The 19663-nt window shown below is 39.2% G+C and carries 20 protein-coding genes and 1 tRNA gene; 9 read left to right on the top strand and 12 right to left on the bottom strand.

Annotated elements, in window-relative coordinates:
• Positions 1 to 13: 13 nt before the first annotated feature.
• Both AC07M3_RS07680 and AC07M3_RS07675 read right to left on the bottom strand, forming a co-directional pair.
• Complete coding sequence (locus AC07M3_RS07680; protein ID WP_003653954.1) at positions 14 to 904, bottom strand: FAD-binding oxidoreductase; 891 nt, start codon at positions 902 to 904, stop codon at positions 14 to 16.
• Between the two features lie 15 nt (positions 905 to 919).
• Positions 920 to 1600 (bottom strand): hypothetical protein, encoded by a 681-nt coding sequence (locus AC07M3_RS07675; protein ID WP_003653956.1) that lies wholly within the window; start codon positions 1598 to 1600, stop codon positions 920 to 922.
• Positions 1601 to 1973: 373 nt separating this feature from the next.
• On the opposite strand from AC07M3_RS07675, the gene AC07M3_RS07670 reads away from it, so the two are divergent.
• On the top strand, positions 1974 to 2858 hold the full coding sequence (locus AC07M3_RS07670) for a DMT family transporter (RefSeq protein ID WP_199989322.1): 885 nt from the start codon (positions 1974 to 1976) through the stop codon (positions 2856 to 2858).
• Positions 2859 to 2869: 11 nt separating this feature from the next.
• Here AC07M3_RS07670 and sxtR read toward each other — a convergent pair whose 3' ends face one another.
• Positions 2870 to 3781, bottom strand: a complete 912-nt coding sequence (gene sxtR, locus AC07M3_RS07665) for a multidrug efflux pump transcriptional activator SxtR (protein WP_199989321.1) — start codon at positions 3779 to 3781, stop codon at positions 2870 to 2872.
• Positions 3782 to 3920: 139 nt separating this feature from the next.
• Here sxtR and sxtP point away from each other — a divergent pair, with 139 nt between their 5' ends.
• On the top strand, positions 3921 to 5165 hold the full coding sequence (gene sxtP, locus AC07M3_RS07660; RefSeq protein WP_494567029.1) for a multidrug efflux MFS transporter SxtP: 1245 nt from the start codon (positions 3921 to 3923) through the stop codon (positions 5163 to 5165).
• A 23-nt stretch (positions 5166 to 5188) separates the two neighbouring features.
• Positions 5189 to 5518: a gamma-glutamylcyclotransferase family protein gene (locus tag AC07M3_RS07655; protein ID WP_494567030.1), complete on the top strand. Its 330-nt coding sequence runs from the start codon at positions 5189 to 5191 to the stop codon at positions 5516 to 5518.
• A 55-nt stretch (positions 5519 to 5573) separates the two neighbouring features.
• Here the strand turns inward: AC07M3_RS07655 and AC07M3_RS07650 are convergent, their stop codons facing one another.
• Together AC07M3_RS07650 and AC07M3_RS07645 are read right to left on the bottom strand one after the other, a co-directional pair.
• On the bottom strand, positions 5574 to 6356 hold the full coding sequence (locus tag AC07M3_RS07650; RefSeq protein ID WP_494567031.1) for an SDR family oxidoreductase: 783 nt from the start codon (positions 6354 to 6356) through the stop codon (positions 5574 to 5576).
• On the bottom strand, positions 6353 to 6685 hold the full coding sequence (locus AC07M3_RS07645; protein WP_003653967.1) for a nuclear transport factor 2 family protein: 333 nt from the start codon (positions 6683 to 6685) through the stop codon (positions 6353 to 6355). The genes AC07M3_RS07650 and AC07M3_RS07645 overlap by 4 nt, the downstream gene beginning before the upstream one ends.
• 101 nt (positions 6686 to 6786) lie before the next feature.
• Between AC07M3_RS07645 and AC07M3_RS07640 the strand changes: the two genes are divergently transcribed.
• From AC07M3_RS07640 to AC07M3_RS07630, 3 genes are all read left to right on the top strand, one after another.
• Positions 6787 to 7701: a LysR family transcriptional regulator gene (locus tag AC07M3_RS07640; RefSeq protein ID WP_494567032.1), complete on the top strand. Its 915-nt coding sequence runs from the start codon at positions 6787 to 6789 to the stop codon at positions 7699 to 7701.
• 92 nt (positions 7702 to 7793) lie between these two features.
• Positions 7794 to 7869: transfer RNA gene (locus tag AC07M3_RS07635), tRNA-Thr, on the top strand.
• A gap of 479 nt (positions 7870 to 8348) precedes the next feature.
• A complete protein-coding gene (locus tag AC07M3_RS07630) occupies positions 8349 to 8726 on the top strand; it encodes a hypothetical protein (RefSeq protein WP_494567033.1) in 378 nt (125 codons plus the stop codon).
• A 537-nt stretch (positions 8727 to 9263) separates the two neighbouring features.
• Here the strand turns inward: AC07M3_RS07630 and AC07M3_RS07625 are convergent.
• The 4 genes from AC07M3_RS07625 to AC07M3_RS07610 form a co-directional block, all read right to left on the bottom strand.
• Positions 9264 to 9686, bottom strand: a complete 423-nt coding sequence (locus AC07M3_RS07625) for a GFA family protein (protein WP_092708342.1) — start codon at positions 9684 to 9686, stop codon at positions 9264 to 9266.
• An 8-nt stretch (positions 9687 to 9694) separates the two neighbouring features.
• Positions 9695 to 10522 carry an SAM-dependent methyltransferase gene (locus AC07M3_RS07620; RefSeq protein ID WP_494567034.1) on the bottom strand — a complete coding sequence of 276 codons (828 nt, stop codon included), beginning with the start codon at positions 10520 to 10522 and terminating at the stop codon, positions 9695 to 9697.
• A gap of 4 nt (positions 10523 to 10526) precedes the next feature.
• Entirely contained in the window at positions 10527 to 11825 is a 1299-nt protein-coding gene (locus AC07M3_RS07615) for an FAD-dependent oxidoreductase (protein ID WP_044425777.1), read from the bottom strand.
• Between the two features lie 430 nt (positions 11826 to 12255).
• The gene (locus AC07M3_RS07610; protein ID WP_494567035.1) at positions 12256 to 13128 is read right to left on the bottom strand and encodes a pirin family protein; all 873 of its coding nucleotides are present in this window, start codon (positions 13126 to 13128) and stop codon (positions 12256 to 12258) included.
• A 277-nt stretch (positions 13129 to 13405) separates the two neighbouring features.
• On the opposite strand from AC07M3_RS07610, the gene ycaC reads away from it, so the two are divergent.
• Both ycaC and AC07M3_RS07600 read left to right on the top strand, forming a co-directional pair.
• A complete protein-coding gene (gene ycaC / locus AC07M3_RS07605) occupies positions 13406 to 14032 on the top strand; it encodes an isochorismate family cysteine hydrolase YcaC (protein WP_003653981.1) in 627 nt (208 codons plus the stop codon).
• Between the two features lie 19 nt (positions 14033 to 14051).
• Complete coding sequence (locus tag AC07M3_RS07600; RefSeq protein WP_494567036.1) at positions 14052 to 15026, top strand: LysR substrate-binding domain-containing protein; 975 nt, start codon at positions 14052 to 14054, stop codon at positions 15024 to 15026.
• 17 nt (positions 15027 to 15043) lie between these two features.
• On the opposite strand, the gene AC07M3_RS07595 is transcribed toward AC07M3_RS07600, so the two are convergent.
• The gene (locus AC07M3_RS07595) at positions 15044 to 15964 is read right to left on the bottom strand and encodes a LysR substrate-binding domain-containing protein (protein ID WP_494567037.1); all 921 of its coding nucleotides are present in this window, start codon (positions 15962 to 15964) and stop codon (positions 15044 to 15046) included.
• 158 nt (positions 15965 to 16122) lie between these two features.
• Between AC07M3_RS07595 and AC07M3_RS07590 the strand changes: the two genes are divergently transcribed.
• On the top strand, positions 16123 to 16800 hold the full coding sequence (locus tag AC07M3_RS07590; RefSeq protein WP_494567038.1) for an isochorismatase family protein: 678 nt from the start codon (positions 16123 to 16125) through the stop codon (positions 16798 to 16800).
• A 117-nt stretch (positions 16801 to 16917) separates the two neighbouring features.
• Here the strand turns inward: AC07M3_RS07590 and AC07M3_RS07585 are convergent, their stop codons facing one another.
• Both AC07M3_RS07585 and gabT read right to left on the bottom strand, forming a co-directional pair.
• Positions 16918 to 18366 carry an NAD-dependent succinate-semialdehyde dehydrogenase gene (locus AC07M3_RS07585; protein ID WP_494567039.1) on the bottom strand — a complete coding sequence of 483 codons (1449 nt, stop codon included), beginning with the start codon at positions 18364 to 18366 and terminating at the stop codon, positions 16918 to 16920.
• A complete protein-coding gene (gabT, locus tag AC07M3_RS07580) occupies positions 18363 to 19655 on the bottom strand; it encodes a 4-aminobutyrate--2-oxoglutarate transaminase (RefSeq protein WP_494567040.1) in 1293 nt (430 codons plus the stop codon). Before gabT ends, AC07M3_RS07585 begins: the two co-directional genes overlap by 4 nt.
• Positions 19656 to 19663: the final 8 nt, after the last annotated feature.

The raw sequence follows: 19663 nt of genomic DNA, 5'->3' as shown, positions 1-19663 counted from the left end.
GTTACAGTCTCCGTTAGGGACCAAAACTTTCCAACTCACACAGAGGCTGATTTAAAATTTTATTAATTATTGGGGTAGAACCGACACCCACTGTTAACTCGTGAGAGTCCAAATAATTTGAAAAATCAAATCCATTATTCGTCCACGTACAAAACGGGATATTTATAATATTGACCTCAGCTTCAACTTGCTCTCGAAAAACATTGACGCAATGTTGATGATAATGACTTAAAACTGACCGATTAATCGCATAGATATTCACTTTAGAAATAGGATTTTTTCGGATGAGATCCAATCCCCGAGTAAGTGCAGCACCCATGCCACTTCCACCACTTACAATATTAAGCGTAGATATGGCCTTCTCGTATTCAGGCTCTATATGATTATTCAGGTTATATTCTAATTGGTCACCAATCGCTAGCTTTTGAAATAAGTTAGAAAATATTCCATTTGGTCTTAATTTTATGTGCAAAACAAAAAAATCATAATTTTTCACACCCAGTGAAACCACAGAGTAACTTCGAATTAAAGATTCTGATGGGTGTTTGATATTTACAATTGCTTTAGAACTAAAAAAGGTCCTTTTAATTTTAAATGTGAGCTCAACAATATTTTCCGAAAGAAAATTTCGAGTTATTAATTGAGCCACACTAAAATTATTAACCAATGGTGCGATTTCGACATCGCTCTGAGCATAGCTAATACAAGGTAAGAACTCTTTATCTATGGCAACTTGGTTTCCCGATTCATATACGACTCCACCTTTTAGTTTACATCGACAAACTCGGCACACACCTTTTAAACAGCCTTTCATCACCGTGCTATCAGGCACTGCATTGATAAGAGGCTGCTCAGAATCAGCAATGAAAATATGCTCTTTAATGCGAACATTCACCATTGGCATATTCTAATTCCATTGCTATGAAAGGGTTTCAGCACGCACAGCCTGAAAATATTCTCCCACCATCGGAACAAAGCTATTGATATGCTTGATTGCAAGATCAAAGTCTTCTTGTGTTTTAATTACAGAAGAAAGCATATCTGTCATCATGCCGCTATGGTCTTCAGCTTCATCAAATGCAACATGCGAAGCTGCGCCCGATACAGCCTGATTCCCCATATGGACACCCGCTTTTTGCGTAATAAAATTATTAAATTTGTCGCCATAATATTCGAGGAACCAGTCCCAAACGACTGCTGGCAATGCACCAAATTTCTCTACACAAAAGTTTAAATACCCCATCAGTTTCCATGTTTCAGGAAATGCATTTTTTGAAATAATCTGATCTGAAGAATATCCATATTTAGTCAAGTCTTGACCAAACATTTCATCGTGTCCAAATTCATCATATAAATAATATGAAAGCTGTTTTGCAGCAGAAATATTATTGATTGCAGCAACGCGTACAGCATTTGCATCTAACTCATTATTCATATGAATGCGAATAACGCACTCTAAAATATGTCGTTTATAATATTTTTCATCGAACCAGTCTTCATTATGAAATTTATGCATAATTTCATCTTTTTTAAACTCGCTATGCATAGCATGATCAACCGCACTTTCTAATTTTTTCAGACTTTCCTGTGAAAAAAACACGTTTTATCTCCGTTATATTTAAATTATTATCCAAGTATTAAATACTTATTTAGCTAGAATTAAGATTGTTATTAATTAAACTTAAAACAAGCAAATATTATGTTTAAATATATTTTATAAAATGTCAACAAAATATTATTTTTTAGAATTTCTAATTAAAAGAAGCATTATTAATCAATAATAAAATTAATAAATTAAATTAACAATCAAACAACAAATACTTTAAAACAAATGAATAAATTCCTATTAATATCCATCACCAATAAAATTTAAATAACTTATACTTCATGGAAAAGAAGGAATTTAACAGGGCTATATTATTACAAAAAATAATGTAGAATCCTTGTGCTAAATATATGGAAAAATTAGAAAAGTGAATAATTTAATTATCGGAACCCTATTTGCGCTCTGTGCAGCTGCACTCAATGCCTCTATTGGTGTGATTAGCAAATTACTCATGCATAGTGGTTTAAACCCACAAGATATTGCCTTTTTAAAAACCATTATTGCCTTTTTCTTTTTAAGTGTTTTTTTATTTAAAGTCCCTGTCCGCCAAAAGATTGCCTACATTAGTAGTATTCCGAGCAAGCTCAGTGTTTTTGCTCAAATTGCGATATGTGCCTTTTTAGGCATTTTCTCTCTATTCTTTTTCGAGACCATTGCCTACAACCACGGCGCTGCGGCCAATGTGGTCGTAGTATTAATGGCTTCAGCAGCTATTTCAGCTTTATTTTTTGGCAGATTAGTTTTAAAAGAAAGTATTTATATTCATTCAATTATTGGAACATTATTAGCTGTAACGGGTATTAGTGTAATTTCATGGAAAGGTGAAAATAGTTTATTAATGCTTATCAATGCTTCTATTGCAGGTATTGGATATGGTTTATTTTCAGTATTAATTAAAAAATTCAGATTAAACGGTGGTTTATTTCTAACCAAATACTTATTACTTTTTGGTAGTGTTTATCTTGCTGTTCCCTTTTTAATCAACTTTCACACAATAAACTTTAACACTGACATTATTTTAGGTTTGGTTGGCTTAGCAGTCTTGCCTACCATTCTTGGCTTTTTCTGTACCACCAAAGCTTTGTCTTACATGAGTGCGGCAAAAGTACAAGTGACTGAGCTTTCTGAGCCAATTTTTGCGGCACTCATGGCTTGGGTCTTCATTCATGAACAACCGACTTTATCTTTTTTATATGGCGCGATTTTCATTATTTTAGGCATCTTCTTAATGAATAAAGCACCTAAATCATAACTGAGCCAATTTCATTTATATTGCTCTGCGTGGTGGCAAGCCACTTGCACCACACTGGCAAAATTAATCGCCATTTGTGAAGGGGCATGTTTTTTATATGCAAGCGCTAAACCCACCGTAGGTACTGGCGCTTGTAACGACCGATAAGCCACACCCTGTATTTGCAATTGTTTGGTCGACTCTGGAACCAAAGATACCCCCAAGTTTGCAGACACTAACGATAAAATTGACACAATTTGCGGAGCATTTTGTCCAATTCTAGGTTCAAAGCCACAATTTTGGCATGCTTGTCTAATCGCATCAAAAAGTCCTGCACTAATTGAAGGTGGAGAGACAATAAAATCAAGCTCTCGTAGGGAAGCTAAATCAATTTCTTTTGATGACTCGTCTAGTTTAAAAGACTCTGAAGGTAAGGCTGCAATTAAAGGTTCAGCCAATAACTCTTGAAGGATTAAGCTCTCTGGAATGTGACTTGGAGGCCGAATAATCGCGACATCTAAACGATCTTCAAGCAGTAAATCGATAAGCAGTAAGGTGTTAGCTTCTTCAAGCTTTAAATTCACTTTAGGATATTGCTGCTGAAAATAGCGAACGCATTTAGGAATTAGAGGATTCAACATTGAAGTGCCTGTAAAACCTAGTCGTAATTGGCCGACTTCACCATTTGCCACTTGTTTGACCAAGTTCGCTGCATCTTCTACACGCTGCTGTACAGGCTGAATGGCATTTAAAAAGGCAAGCCCAGCTTCGGTCAGTTCCACCCCATGCGGAGAACGAATAAATAAATCTGCACCTAACTCTTCTTCTAAGTCTCGTATTTGCATGCTTAAAGGCGGCTGGCTCATGTTTAAGCGATGCGCCGCTCTGGTAAAGTTTTTTTCTTCTGCTACTGCTAAAAAGTAGCGTATATGTCTGAGTTCCATCGCTATATATAAAACATATCATGATCCCTTGTTAAATATATTAGAAAAATACCATCTAAATTGCTAATTTTAATTTATCGAATTTTCTCGATGCAGCACACTTAAAGGCGCTGCACCTCTTTTCTGTCATGGTCATGATATGAGCTCTTCATCTACACCCAGTACCTTAAGCACTGAAGCAACTTCTGTTCTTTCCCGCGAGTGGATTCACAAAGGTACTAAAGCCTATAAACATGCAGGCTTCGCTTTATTCTTGGTGGGTTTTGCCAGTTTCTCTCTGATTTATTGCGTACAGCCGCTTCTGCCAGCATTTAGCCAAAGCTTCCAGATTAGCCCTGCGAGCAGCTCTTTAGCTTTGTCTTTAACGACTGCCTTTTTAGCGATTTCAATTGTACTATCGAGCGCTTTTTCACAAGCGATTGGTCGTCGTGGTGTGATCTTTAGCTCAATGCTGTGTGCAGCTATTCTTAATATTGTGGCGATGTTTACGCCTAACTGGCACAGTTTACTGATAGCTCGAGCACTAGAAGGTCTCTTACTTGGTGGAGTACCTGCCGTAACCATGGCTTGGATTGCTGAAGAAATCGCACCTGAACACCTTGGTAAAACCATGGGTTTATATATTGCAGGTACGGCTTTTGGTGGAATGATGGGCCGTGTTGGCATGGGCGTTTTGATTGAATATTTTTCTTGGCGCACTGCTTTAGGCTTACTTGGGGCAATCTGTTTTATCTGCTCAATTGCTTTTTTGAACTTACTTCCTGCTTCGCGTAATTTCGTACAAAAAAAAGGTTTGAATTTAGATTTTCACATACAAATGTGGAGTACCCATTTAAGTAATTTCAAATTGCTACGTCTGTTTGCAATTGGATTCCTGCTGACCAGTGTGTTTGTGACTCTATTTAACTACGCTACTTTCCGTTTAAGTGGTGCGCCTTATTCACTGAGTCAAACGCAAATTAGCCTTATTTTCTTGTCGTATAGCTTCGGTATGGTGTCTTCCTCATTAGCAGGTGGCCTAGCCGAACGCTTCGGTAAAAAAACTATGATGATGAGTGGCTTTGCCTTAATGATTGTGGGCAGCCTCATGACGCTGCTCACCTCTCTTTTCGGCATTATCATCGGTATTGCATTTATTACAACGGGTTTCTTTATTACCCACTCACTCACAAGTAGCTCAGTCGGTGCTGAAAGCAAACAAGCTAAAGCCCATGCCAGTTCACTGTATTTACTTTTTTACTATATGGGTTCGAGCATTGTCGGTTCAGCAGGTGGCTGGTTCTGGTTACACGGCGGATGGAGCGCCATAGTCGGTTTAACCGTTGTACTTTCATTACTTGGAATATTTTTAGCGGTTTATACCTCACACGCAAAAGCTCATTAATTTTTAATTTAAAGGAACCTCATATGTCGAGTTTATTTGTTTATGGCACTTTAGGCCCGGGCCGACCTAACGCTCATATCCTTGAAAATATTGGCGGACAATGGGCGGAAGGCTGGGTAAATGGAACCTTACGTAACGAAGGTTGGGGCGCAGATTTAGGCTATCCAGGAATTGTGCTTGATGATAGTGCGAATCAAGTTCAAGGTTTTGTTTTTAGCTCGGAGCATTTAGATACGAACTGGAAATTGCTTGATGATTTTGAAGGTGGAGAATATGAAAGAGTACCTGTTCAAGTCACTTTAAATAGTGGCGAACGTGTTGATTCTTTTATTTATATTTTGAAAACCAACTAAATATGATAGCGTGCTGTCTTTCTTCACAAAAGCAGACCGCACGCATTTGCGTATTTTACACGGTAGGCACAGTTCCACCATCAATCACAAACTCAGTACCAGTAATTGCCGAAGCGCGTTCAGAGACCAAATAAGTGATCAAATCGGCAACCTCCTCTGGTCTATTTGGGCGCCCTAACGGAATTCCACCCAAAGCATTCATAATGATTTGCTTCCCACCTTCATAATTTGTTTCCGCTTCAAGTGCAAGACGTTCTGCCAAAGCCACAGCAGCTTCGGTTTCAATCCATCCCGGCGCCACACGCACAACACGAATTCCCTTTGGAGAAATCTCTTTAGATAAACTTTTACTATATGTAGATAACGCCGCTTTTGCTGCTGCGTATGCAGTTGTTGATTCTGGTAAAGGTAGTTCTCTCTGAATAGATGTTACATGAATAATAACGCCGGAACCTTGCTCTAGCATCAGAGGTATCAATGCCCGATCTAGACGAATGGCAGGCATCAAATTTAAATTGATTTCTCGCTCCCACTCTTCATCACCCAATACAGCAAACCCGCCTGCCGGAGCAGATGAACCACCTAAGACATGTACAACAATATCAATTTTTCCCCAGTGTTTCTGCACAGCCTGCGTTACATCATTGCATCCTTTAGCTGTAGTTAAATCAGCTTCAATAAAATGTACATTTTGTGGTAAATCCCGTACAGGATGGCGAGCAACAGTCATGACATCCACACCAACCTGATGTAGTGCTCTTACAACAGCGGCTCCAGTTCCTTTGCTGCCACCTGTAACCAACGCCGTTTTTCCCAATAGTTGTAAAGGAAAATTCATACTGTAATCTCCAATACTTCAATTTTTTCATCGTTTAGTTGGAAGGCATAATGTAAATTGATCGGGCTGCCAGGGAAGTTACCTTCCACACGTGCTACAACCAGATGCTGCCCATCTTGCACATCAATGCTCAGGGGTTCCACATGATATTCATATTGAGTTGAAGCCTGCTGCTTCCAGCCTAAGATGGCCTTGTGACCAACATATTCACGACCTTCATCGCGTACAACGCCATGCTCTGTAAAACAAGCAACTACAGCTTCTGCCGTCTGCCGATCTGATTCAAAATAGTATTGAATTATTGATGGCAATAAAATTTGATGAACCATATCTTTAAGCCTTATGTGAGTTGATGCTTTTGATTGTAGCTTCACAATATTCTTGTTATAAGAGGGATAATATGGGATGAATTAATGCATAAATCGGGACAATGAATAACACAAGTCTAACGGACCTAAAAGCTGTGATCGCTCTGGCCAACCACCGTAATTTTCGGTCAGCCGCCGTTGAATTAGATATGTCATCTTCAGCACTCAGCCGAAATATTGCTCAGCTAGAACATAATTTAGGGATACGATTATTTAACCGTACAACCCGTAGTGTTTCACTGACCGAAGCAGGTCTACAGTTTTTAACGCGTATTACACCCGCCTTAGAACAAATTGATCTTGCTGTGCAAGAGACATTAGACCGTCGTGCCACTCCCTCAGGAACATTAAGAATCAATGCGGAAGAAGGCATGTCTCGGCAAATTCTTCATTCTGTAATCATTGAATATATACGTCGCTATCCAGATGTACGAGTTGATCTCGTTTCTGATGGAGAGTTTATTGACATTGTAAAAGAAGGTTTTGATGCTGGCATACGTTTCTCAAGTACCGTCCCACAAGATATGGTTGCTATTGAAATAGGCCCAAAGCAATCCATGGCCGTAGTTGCAGCCCCAACTTATCTAAATACACATGGCATCCCCCACATACCTTCTGATTTGTTAAAACATCAATGCATCCGTCTACGATTGCCTAGCGGTAAAATTTATAAATGGGAGTTTTCCCAACACAATGAATCTTTAACTGTGGATGTTTCAGGACCTCTCTCAATTGACACCTATATGTTAGCCATTGACAGTGCTTTATCTGGTATTGGCTTGGCCTACACAGGACATTGGTTTGTAGCTCCGCTCATCGAACAAGGTAAACTGGTAAGGGTTTTGGAGGACTGGACGCCTCTCTATGCTGGTTTATGCTTATATTACCCACAAGGAAAACACCCGAGTGCCGCATTGCGTGCTTTCATTGACTTAGCACGTGAACAACGACTCATTCCTTCCCATCCAATTCTTTAAACTATCTTTCATTATCAGATGTGAAAAATCATCTAACTGCTCATTTTTTGGCTTGTATTTTTTTTAAGAAACTGTAAAATTCATTCCACATCGCCGGCATAGCTCAGTTGGTAGAGCAACTGACTTGTAATCAGTAGGTCCACAGTTCGAATCCGTGTGCCGGCACCATCATTAAACCTCATGAATATTTAATTTATGGGGTTTTTTGTTGTCTGTAGGTTTTGAAATACACAAATACTTATAAGTATTTCCAAAAAATTGAGTGCAGACCTAGTGATCTACACCACCTCAAATTATTTTTCATATTTCTCTAATTCAGTAACCATCTCTTTTGCCGCTGCTATAATTTTAGGCAAAACATATTAATAATAGTTTTAAAGAATATCTTTTCGAGAAAAAACTCTTGTCAAAAACTTTGTTTTTTAAATTCGATAAACACTTATTATAAATCTGAGCTTCAAAATAACTTTCTAAAACTAATTTATTCTTTTAAAAGCGAAATATGATGCCGCTAATTTATTAAAAAATATAGGATTAAAATAAGAAATATTAAAAAAGATAAGATTATAATGCGCCCCCAAATAAGGTCATGTTAATAAGACCTATTTTATAAACTTTAATTCATTAAGATACCAACAAGGAAAAATATGAAACTCCGTTTTATTTTACCTGCTTTATTTCTAACGTTGCCTTTAACAACATATGCCCAAGACACCACATCTCAAATTCAAAATGTTGCAAACCCACCAATTTGCTTAATTGAGGGTACTCCTTCAGCAGAACACTATAAATTAATTAAACGAGTCAAAGTCGCGAAAGGAACATATGGTGGGTTTGAAGAAATAAAACCTAAATTAGCCATTGTTGCCCGTAAATATGGTGCAGATGTGGTGATTAATTATCATCAAAGCCAAAGAATTGGTTTCTGGCCGTGGCGTATTGTTCGTCCTGTACTCACAGGAACTGCTGTGAAATGGAATACACCTGTTGATTGTGCAGCCTTAGGTGGAAAAGAAATTCGTTAATACAAAATGAAAAAAGCCCAACATCCTGTTGGGCTTTTTTCGTATTTCGTTACTAGGTACACTTCCTGTAATACCTCACGTCCTGATGCTTAAACTTATTGTTGTTGTTTTACGTTTTGGAACTTCCTGTTCCCGTTAAGTGCATCATAGGTAATTTATGAAGTCATAGAAAGACGCAAATTTCCCGAATGAATGTACGAAAAAGCGTACATGGTTCTTTTAAATTTAAAACTCGATTTACCTATTAAAAAAAACTGAAAATATGAATTTTCAAAAAGTTCAGTTCGTCAATTAGATAAGAAAAATATATAATGAACCTTTCACTTTATTTCTAAAATAAATTTAAAAACAACAAGGAACGAGATGTCTACTCTACCATCAAATCTTTTTCAACCTTTAGTGATCATACTTACATGCCTTATTTTCATTGTAAGTAAAATGCCTCAGCTAAAATTTAGAAAAACTATATTATTTCTAGCGATGAGTAGCGTTATTTTAATCTGTATTTTAGGAATATTTGGCTTCTTTAATTAAGTTTTATTTCTTGCTCTTCTCTATCATTTTTTCAAAGTGCCTAAGGTTTGGGTTGAGCGTATCCCAATTATAGGCTTGGCTCACAAAGACTTCCGCCCTAGGCTGATAGAGACTCGGATCATCCAAAGTACCTGCACGTATTGAAATCATTTCAGGCGCAATTTCAGGTAAGCCAAAAAGCTGAGAACCACAAGTCGGGCAAAACGCTCGTTTAATAGGTCGGCCAGAAGATCCTAAAGTCTCAAAATATTTAAGCTCGCCACTTACTTTCAATTCAGATTGGTGAAAAAAAGCGATTGGTGCATATGCCGAACCCGTCGCCTTCTGGCAATCTCGACAGTGACAATTAAAGCTATAACGTGGCTCCGCTTCACTTTGATAACTTACAGCTCCACACAAACACGATCCCTGATATTTGGCTGACATAGCTCATCCTATTTTTTTATTGCTGTGATTTGAATATAACGTACATATCCAGCTTGGTAGAGTTGTTGGCATAACTTTGCAGTCATTTGAATTTTAAAATTTGCCAACCCGCCGCTTTGGTTTTGGCCTTGTTGATTTTGAATATATTGCGAAAAACCGAGTAATACAGGTTCTGATAAATCTTCAATTTGAATATCGACAAAACCTTGTTGTTCTAAAGCATTTCTTAGCGTTTTCTCGTTTGGCACATTGTCCCAAACCACGTCTGCCGCTTTAAGCAGATAGCGATACTTTTGTTCTTGTAAGACTGTCATGTTTTGACATGAATCAGCTTTCATTAAGTAATGAAAACCTAATCGGCCTTTTGAATTTAAAACTGGAGTGACTGAATCTAGAAATGAATTTAAATTGCTGTGATAAGCCGCGTCGATACACAACACCACATCGAAGCGTTGTTTAAATTCAAATTGTTTTAAATTTAAAAATGAACCCATGTAAATCTGGTTTATTTCAGGAATAAGTTTTTGAATTTTATTAACGCATTTAGCTTGTAGGTCAACTGCACTAAGGCTTTTGGGCTGATAGTGTTGTAACCAGTGCAATAAACTTGCACCCTGTCCACAGCCTAAATCTAAGAGATGATCTTTTGAATTTAAATTGACAGCTTGTGCCAAATGGTCAGCCAATTGGCAACAAGCTTCACGGTAGTTTTGGGTATTTTTCCAAAAACCCAAATTTGTCCAAGCAAGCTCTCCATCATCTCCCAAGCTTGATGCATCAATTGCATATTTATGGGGAATCAATCGAGAAAGAGCTGCTCGAACTTTTGTTTTCACAATTTTAGTAACCGAGCTCAGGAGCAACTTCAACTTGAGGTTTTAAACCTACAAATGGTAAAGGTGCGCCTAAAATTTCAGCAATGTGCATTGCAGAAGTCACTGCTGACTCTAAAATTGGCAAGCCATCACATGACCATGAACCACAGTAGAATACTTTACGGTTTAAGTCTAAATGACGTTGTTGCAATTCTTTATTTAAAGCAATTGTTTGCGAGTCTACAACTGCACGCGTTAGTGTCACTTTTGAAATGACTTTTTTAGGGTCAATATCAGTGACTGGACGCCAAGTCTGGAATACAGGATTTTTACCAACCAGTGTTGGTTCAACTGCATTCATCCAAACTGTGAATTGCTGACGCGTAAACTTACGATCCATCATATAGCTAAGCACTGACCAGTCTTTACGGCGTGGTGGCATTACTGTGGCATCTGTATGAATCACAAGATCACCTTGCTCAAAACGGAATTGCTTCAGCAGCTTCATATCTTCAGCAAATTGTTCAGGGTTTAAAAACTCATCGATCTTAGATGTTGGCGTTGCAACAATCACCCGATCAAATAAGTTCTGTTCACCTTGGCTGTTTTCAACCAGTACTTTTTCACCTTGTAATTCAACTTTCTTAATCGCTGATCCGCTATGGATGTCGATATCTTTAATTAAACTATCTACAAATGCAGGTGTACCACCTTTCATACGTAACAGCATGTCGCCATCAGTTAAGTGACGTAAAAACTCAAGTAGATTTTTTGCAGGCCAGTCGCCAATTGTTTTTGGATTACAGGTACAAATGGTATATAGCACTGGCATTACAACACCATGCCAGAATACTTCTTCTATATCGTTCTGATTAATAAATTCAGCGAGAGTAATATCTTGATTTTTAGATTTGAAAAACTGATGAATCGCAGTTTTTAATTGCAACATCCCTTTTACAAGACGCCAGCCATATTGCTGGATGCCTTTACGGTTATTGATAATTGGGAAATTACCAATACGGCTACGAGATGTGGTTAACCATGTTTCCGTACGATCTTCGAATAACCAGCTACATGACATATAAGTACGAACTGGGAAAGTTTTAATGCCTAAATGAGCAGCAAGACTGAGCGTGTTCTTCCACAAATGTGGATTCATCACACGCAATGGTGCATCAATAATTCCACCGTCGAACTCAATGCTATGGCTATCCATTCCCCGGCCAGGAAGTGCTTCAAATATCGTGATCGTATGCCCTGCATCTTTCAGAATTCTTGCTGCCGCAAGACCTGCCATTCCACTGCCAATAATTGCGATATTCAAAATGATGTCCCATTCTTTGAGAATTTTTTTGATTATCACTCATACCCTAAAAAAACACCGTATTAAAAACTACCAGATTTTTATTTTTTGCATCAATTTATATAGAAAATATTTAGTTTTTCGTCCCACTCATTTTTTATATTTTCTTACAATAACAATGAAACACATAAGACCTTATATTTTTTGAAAATTTAAAAAAATCTTTTAAATAAAATAAGATAATTTAACTATATTTATATCATTCGTTTTACAACTGTTATTTTTTTGGATATCATTACCCCATAATAATGAGAAGCAAGTCACATAAAACAATGCCAAGACAACAATGACAACCATCATAAAAACAGAACCTTTACAGCGAAAAAGCCCGCTATTCACACTTGATAGCGGGCTTTTTATTACTTTGCTTTAACGGCTAATCGAGAGCAATTTATCCTTCTTGCATGAGTGAACCAAATTTTCCACGATTAAAATCATTAATCGCTTCCATAATCTCGGCTTTGGTATTCATGACAAATGGTCCATAACCTTCAATTGGCTCATTAAGCGGTTGACCTGTTAACACCAAAAATTTAGTGTCTTCTTCTGCATTTAGGCTAAACTCAACGCCTTCACGAGATAAAATCGCAACGGTTTTACCTTCAAGACGGTTTGAGTCATTAACCACAACTGCCCCATCCAACACCACAACAAGCGTGGTATGACCTTCAGGCACATAAAGGGTATGTTTTTGGCCTTTAACCAATTTACCATCCCATACATTTAATGGACTAAAAGTAGTTGCTGCACCTTGTGCATCTGCATATTCACCTGCAATAACACGCAAGTGACTACCGTGCTCGTCTAGTGCAATGTCTGGAATATCTTTGGCTTCAATCGCTTGGTATTTTCCAGGAGTCATTTTTGAATTGGCAGGTAAATTTACCCACAATTGCACCATCTCAAAAAGACCGCCATGCTCTGCAAATTCAGGAGAATGGAACTCTTCATGTAACACGCCTGCACCTGCCGTCATCCATTGCACATCACCAGTTTTAATGGTTCCGCCGCCACCGCTTGAGTCTTTATGCGTCACTTCACCTTGGTAGGCAATCGTTACCGTTTCAAAACCGCGGTGAGGATGTGAACCTACACCTTGCTGCTCAGTCGTTGGTGAGAAGGTATAAGGCGCTGCATAATCCAGTAGCAAAAATGGGCTTAGGGTTTGGCCTAAACGGTCATAAGAGAACACGTTATATACAGGGAAACCATCACCCACCCAATGCATCTGGTTATTTTGATATGCACCAAGAAATTTCTTCATCTGATCTCTCCTATATATGTAGGATTTTCTTGAACTGGGATTGATTTTACGCCTCAATAATTGCAGTTTATAGATCAGGATTAGCAACACATTATTTCATCTATGAGACAATCGTGCCTTTTCAGAATATGTCTCGGCTATCGTCCTATTTTTAAAATTCTTAATCCTATTTTTTAGACTTAATCACAACATAAAACTCAACTAGCATAATTTTAGGCAATGATGACCTACTCAATAATTTTTCATCATTCATTTTGATAACATGAGGAAATAAAAAATGGCTCAAGATTACGTGCGTTTAGACAAGGATAATGCCGCAGTTCTTTTAGTTGACCACCAAGCAGGTTTACTTTCTTTAGTTCGAGATATCGATCCAGATAAATTTAAAAATAATGTATTAGCACTTGCCGATGCTGCGAAATATTTCAATTTACCGACTATTCTGACTACCAGTTTCGAAAATGGCCCAAATGGTCCTTTAGTTCCAGAGTTAAAAGAACTCTTCCCAGATGCTCCTTTTATTCCACGTCCTGGTCAAATCAATGCATGGGACAATGAAGATTTTGTAAAAGCCGTAAAAGCAACCGGTAAAAAACAACTGATTATTGCAGGTGTTGTGACCGAAGTTTGTGTGGCATTCCCTGCTTTAGCCGCACTCGCAGAAGGCTTTGAAGTGTTTGTGATTACCGATGCTTCTGGTACTTTTAATGAATTAACACGTGATGCTGCTTGGGACCGTATGTCAAAAGCAGGTGCTCAGCTCATGACTTGGTTCGGTATGGCATGTGAGTTACACCGTGACTGGCGTAATGATGTAGAAGGTTTAGGTGCATTATTCTCAAATCATATTCCTGATTATCGTAACCTGATGACTAGCTACAGCTTTAATACATCGCAAAAATAATGACATAACCAAGATTAGAGTGCTTAAGCATTCTAATCTTGCATTTAAATGGATTGATCTGAAATTGATAAGCTCTTTTGATGATTTTTATTATTTCTATTTGGTCGTAAAACACGGCGGCTTTAGTGCGGCCAGCGAAGCCGAAAACATTAGTAAATCAAAGCTCAGCAGACGCATTATTGACCTTGAAAATAAATTTAATGTCAGCCTGATTCAAAGAACGACTCGCCATTTTAAAGTGACCGATTTGGGCCAAGAGTTTTATGAGGAATGCTGCAAAGTTATTGCTCAAGTTGAATGTGCAGAAAACGTTTTGTTAAAGCAAAAAAGCGAACCTCAAGGGTTGATAAAAGTGAGTTGCCCACCGCTTATGATGCATTTTCAAATTAGAAAAATTTTAAATCAGTTCTTAAAAACCTATCCTAAAGTTGAAATATCTCTTGAGCTTACAAGCCGTCGAGTAGATATTTTACATGATGATATCGACCTTGCTATTCGGACCAATTTCGAACCTAATGAAGACTCGAATTTAATTGTTCGCGATGTGATTAAAACTGACCACTGTCTAGTGGCTTCGCCTGAATTACTCCAAGGCCGCACGATTGAACATTGTTCAGAGCTACAGGACTTTCCAAGTATTAGTTTGGGAACCCAAAAGCAAAATTATATCTGGCATTTATGCAATATTCGCAATGGCGAATCGGTTGATGTGCCTTATCAACCACGAATAAAAAGTAATGACTTGGCAGGTGTCTACTATGCCGTTATGGATGGTTTAGGAATTGCAGACCTTCCCTTTTTAACCGTTGAATCTGAAATTCGTAAAGGCAAACTTATTCATATTCTTCCTGACTGGAAATCGAATATTGGCATGCTACAACTGGTTTATGTGTCTAGAAAAGGCCAGCGTCTTGTGGTCGAGAAACTCATTGAAACGCTGATTGATGAACTGCGACGTTTGCCTGAAAGCACTCAAGGTTATTCATTTTCATAATGCATTGAGTACTTCTTTTAGTAGAGCACAGATGCATTCTGTTTAAGTCCTTTAAACTTTTCTACAAGAAAATCAATTAACAACTTTACTGAAGGCAACAATCCACGCCTGCTTGTATACACCAAATGAATCATTTCAGGAGGAAATTGCCATTCAGGCAATACATTCACGAGTGTTCCTTTAGCCAGATCTTCATAGACCACAAGTTCTGGTAATTTTGCTACTCCTAATCCTTGTAATGTGGCGTTTCTTAAAGCTGTTAAATCTGTAGTGGTGAACCGAGGATGACATTTGACTGTGGCTTCTTGTTGGTCTTGAGAATAAAGATGCCATGCATATTCGGGTGCAAAAGATTCCATCATTAAAATAGGCCAATCGGCTAATTGCTCAGGTCGTGAGATTGAAAAATATCGACTGGTTAAGTTAGGGCTAGCAACAACAAACTGCCGCGCCAAAGCCAGCTCACGAACAATAGAATCACTATCAGGCAAAGGCAAAGGCCGAATTCGAATGGCTAAATCAAATCTTTCATCAATCAGGTCGACTCTTCTGTTTGTCGCCTCTACATGTAGTTTAATTTTAGGATAAAGCGCCAGAAATTCATTGAGCATTGCACTTACATTAATGTGCAGTAAGTTTGTTGGACAAGACAATTTAATTAGGCCACGTGGTTCCGATGTTAAATATTCAATCGCCTCTTCTGCTGCCTCTGCTTCAATCAGCATTGCCTTACAGTGCTGGTAATAAATCTTGCCGACCTCTGTAATCGAGACTTGGCGGGTTGTTCTATTGAGTAACTTCACGCCAAGCCGATTTTCTAGCTCTGCCATACGTCGGCTTAATAAAGACTTGGTCACCATCAACTCGTGACTCGCAGCCGAAAAACCACCGCAATCAATAATCTTTACGAAAAAAAAGAGGTCATTTAAGTCTTTCATTTTGCAATCCTCATATTAATCACAGTGTATTTCAGCAAGCTGAATATAAAACATACCATGTTGTTCTTTATGCATGACAATGATTTCTATTTTAGATATTTTTCGCCATTTATCCTATTTGTAATATGAATTACACCCTCATCAAAGCGCATATAACAATGACAACTCCAGCAAACTTCAATGGTCAGCGTCCAGTCATCGATCCAGATGATTCAGTCATGCTTTTGATCGATCATCAAAGTGGTCTATTTCAAACTGTAGCAGACATGCCAATGACCGAATTACGTGCCCGTGCAGCAGCATTGGCTAAAATCGCAAGCTTGTCGAATATTCCAGTGATTACAACTGCTTCTGTTCCACAAGGTCCAAATGGCCCCCTTATTCCAGAAATTCACGCAAATGCACCTCATGCACAATATGTCGCCCGTAAAGGTGAAATCAATGCTTGGGACAATCCTGAATTTGTAGCCGCAGTAAAGGCTACTGGTCGTAAGACTCTTATTATTGCAGGGACAATTACCAGCGTTTGTATGGCTTTTCCAGCAATTAGTGCGGTTGCAGAAGGATATAAAGTTTTTGCAGTGGTTGATGCTTCAGGAACTTATAGCAAAATGGCGGAAGAAATTACGTTAGCGCGTGTTGTGCAAGCTGGTGTAGTTCCTATGGATACGGCAGCAGTTGCTTCTGAAATTCAAAAAACATGGAATCCAGATGACGCACTTGAATGGGCACAAGTTTATACTCAAATTTTCCCTGCCTATCAGCTACTGATTGAAAGCTATACCAAAGCTCAAGAAGTGATTAAAAATAGCGAAGTTTTAGATTCAGCACGCTAAGTCCAGATCTTATCTAAAAAAAACCGGTCATGAATGGGCATGACCGGTTTTTGTGAAACATCACATACAGCATAGCTGCATGTTTTCGTTCAGAACAAAACGCACTCGCTTTGTTCCTTACTCAGATAAGTCTACGCAGAGATATTTCATTTCAACATATTCTTCAATGCCGAATTTTGAACCTTCGCGGCCTAGACCAGACTGTTTTACGCCACCAAACGGAGCAACTTCATTTGAAATCGCGCCCGTGTTAATGCCGACCATACCGTACTCAAGTGCTTCACCAACGCGCCATTGACGAGCGGTGCTTTGAGTAAACAAATAAGCAGCTAAACCGAACTCGGTATCGTTCGCCATTGCTACTGCTTCATCTTCAGTTTTAAAGCGGAAGAGTGGTGCAAGTGGACCAAAGGTTTCTTCTTTTGACACTTTCATGTCTTGCGTTACGCCAGTTAAAACTGTTGGCTCAAAGAAAGTACCGCCAAGTGCCGAGCGTTGACCACCAATACGAATTGTTGCGCCTTTCTCAGTTGCATCTGCAATATGAGACTGGACTTTTGCAATCGCATCTTCGTCAATTAAAGGCCCTTGAGTTGAACCTTCTTGACGTCCATCGCCAACTTTAAGCTTAGACACCGCTTCAACCAAACGCTCAGCCAATGCATCGTAAATACCGTCTTGAACATAAATACGGTTAGCGCAAACACAGGTTTGACCGCTGTTGCGATATTTACTTGCCATAATGCCCTGAACAGCTTGTTCAAGATTGGCATCGTCAAACACCACAACTGGTGCATTACCACCTAGCTCGAGTGAAAGCTTTTTAATGGTTGGCGCACATTGTTGCATCAAGATACGACCAACTTGGGTTGAACCTGTAAAGCTTAACTTACGAACAATATCGCTTTCGCATAAAGTTTTGCCCACTTCAGCCGCATCACCGCTAATGTTAATTAAAACATCTGCTGGTAAGCCTGCTTGTAATGCCAAAACTTCAAGCGCATAAGCTGTTAACGGCGTTTGCTCTGCTGGCTTAACCAACATTGAACAACCCGCGGCAATAGCTGGACCTGCTTTACGCGTAATCATGGCAGCCGGGAAATTCCACGGCGTAATTGCAGCAGTGACACCAATCGCTTGTTTAATCACTAAAAGACGTTGGTTTGGCAAGGTTGGTGTTAACACTTCACCATCAACACGGCGAGCCTGCTCAGCAAACCAGCGGATAAATGATGCTGCATAACCAATTTCACCGCGTGCTTCAGCCAAGGGCTTGCCTTGTTCGGCTGTTAAAATTTGAGCCAGATTTTGTTTGTGCTCAAGCATGAGGTTATACCATGCCAATAACACATCAGCACGAACCAAGGCAGTTTGCTTTTTCCAAGCAGCTTGCGCTTTTGCTGAACGGTTAATTGCGGCTTCAACCCCTGCGCGGTCATAGGTTTTCACCCATGCCAAAGTTTCACCCGTAGCAGCATCATTTACCTCGATATAATCATTTGATGCAGGCGCTTCTAATGAAATATCAGGATGTTTTAATAAATACTGCAAATTGTTTTGAATCATGCAGATTGCTCCATTGCTTTTGCACTACCCGCCTTGAGTGTCGCAAAACCTTGTTTCAGGATATCAAGGCCTTGACGGAATTGCTCAGCAGGAATGGTTAATGGATATAAGAAACGAATTACATTACCGTATTTACCACAAGTAAGAAGTAACAACCCGTTTTCCATTGCATAGTTTTGTACAACTTTTGCTTGCTCAGCAGTTTCTAGTTCTACTGCAACCATTGAACCTAATGCACGAATATCCGTCACTACATTGCCTGTTGCTTGCTGAATTTCTTTAAGCGCAACAACTAACTCAGCGCCTAGCTCATTTGCACGGTCGCATAAGTTTTCTTCTTCAATCGCATCAATCACTGCGTGCGCAGCAGCAACCGCAATCGGGCTACCTGCATAAGTACCACCTAATCCACCTGGGTTTGGTGCATCCATCACTTCTGCACGACCAACTACACCCGAAATTGGGAAACCACCACCTAAGCTTTTCGCCATCGTGATCAAGTCAGCTTTAGTCTCGTAATGGTTCATTGCAAACAATTTACCAGTACGTGCAAAACCAGACTGAACTTCGTCAGCTACCAATAAAATACCGTGCTTATCACAAATTGCGCGTAAACGTTTTAAGAACTCGGCTGGTACAACATGAAAGCCGCCTTCACCTTGTACTGGCTCAAGCACAATCGCTGCAACATCATGCGGTGCAATATCTTCACTGAAAATATCTTCAACACTTTCAATCGCTGCATCAACCGAAATACCTTTTGCAGGCACAGGGTAACGTGCGTGGAACACACCAGCTGGCATCACACCAAAATCACGTTTGTAAGGCGCTGTTTTACCTGTCATTGCCATCGTCATGAATGAACGACCGTGGAAACCGTTACCAAAAGTGATAATGCCGTGACGACCAGTGTAACAACGAGCAATCTTCACCGCATTTTCAACTGCTTCTGCACCAGTTGTGAAAAAAGCTGACTTGGCAGGGCCTGCAATTGGCGCACGTTCATTAATACGCTCAGCTAAAGATACATAGCTCTCATAAGGAGTTACTTGATAGGCAGTATGAGTAAATTTAGTGAGTTGTTCAGTTACCGCTGCAATCACTTTAGGGTGGCGATGGCCTGTATTTAAAACCGCAATACCACCAGCAAAGTCGATAAATTGGTTGCCTTCCTTGTCCCAAAGCGTGGCATTTTCAGCTTTTTCCGCATACCACTGACACATCACGCCTACGCCACGTGGAGTTGCTTGCTGTTTACGTGCGTTAAGTGCAGAATGTTGATTATCCATTTGATTCC

Source organism: Acinetobacter sp. GW821-FHT09D10 (assembly GCF_059416285.1).
This window is presented reverse-complemented; position numbering and strand designations above follow the sequence as displayed.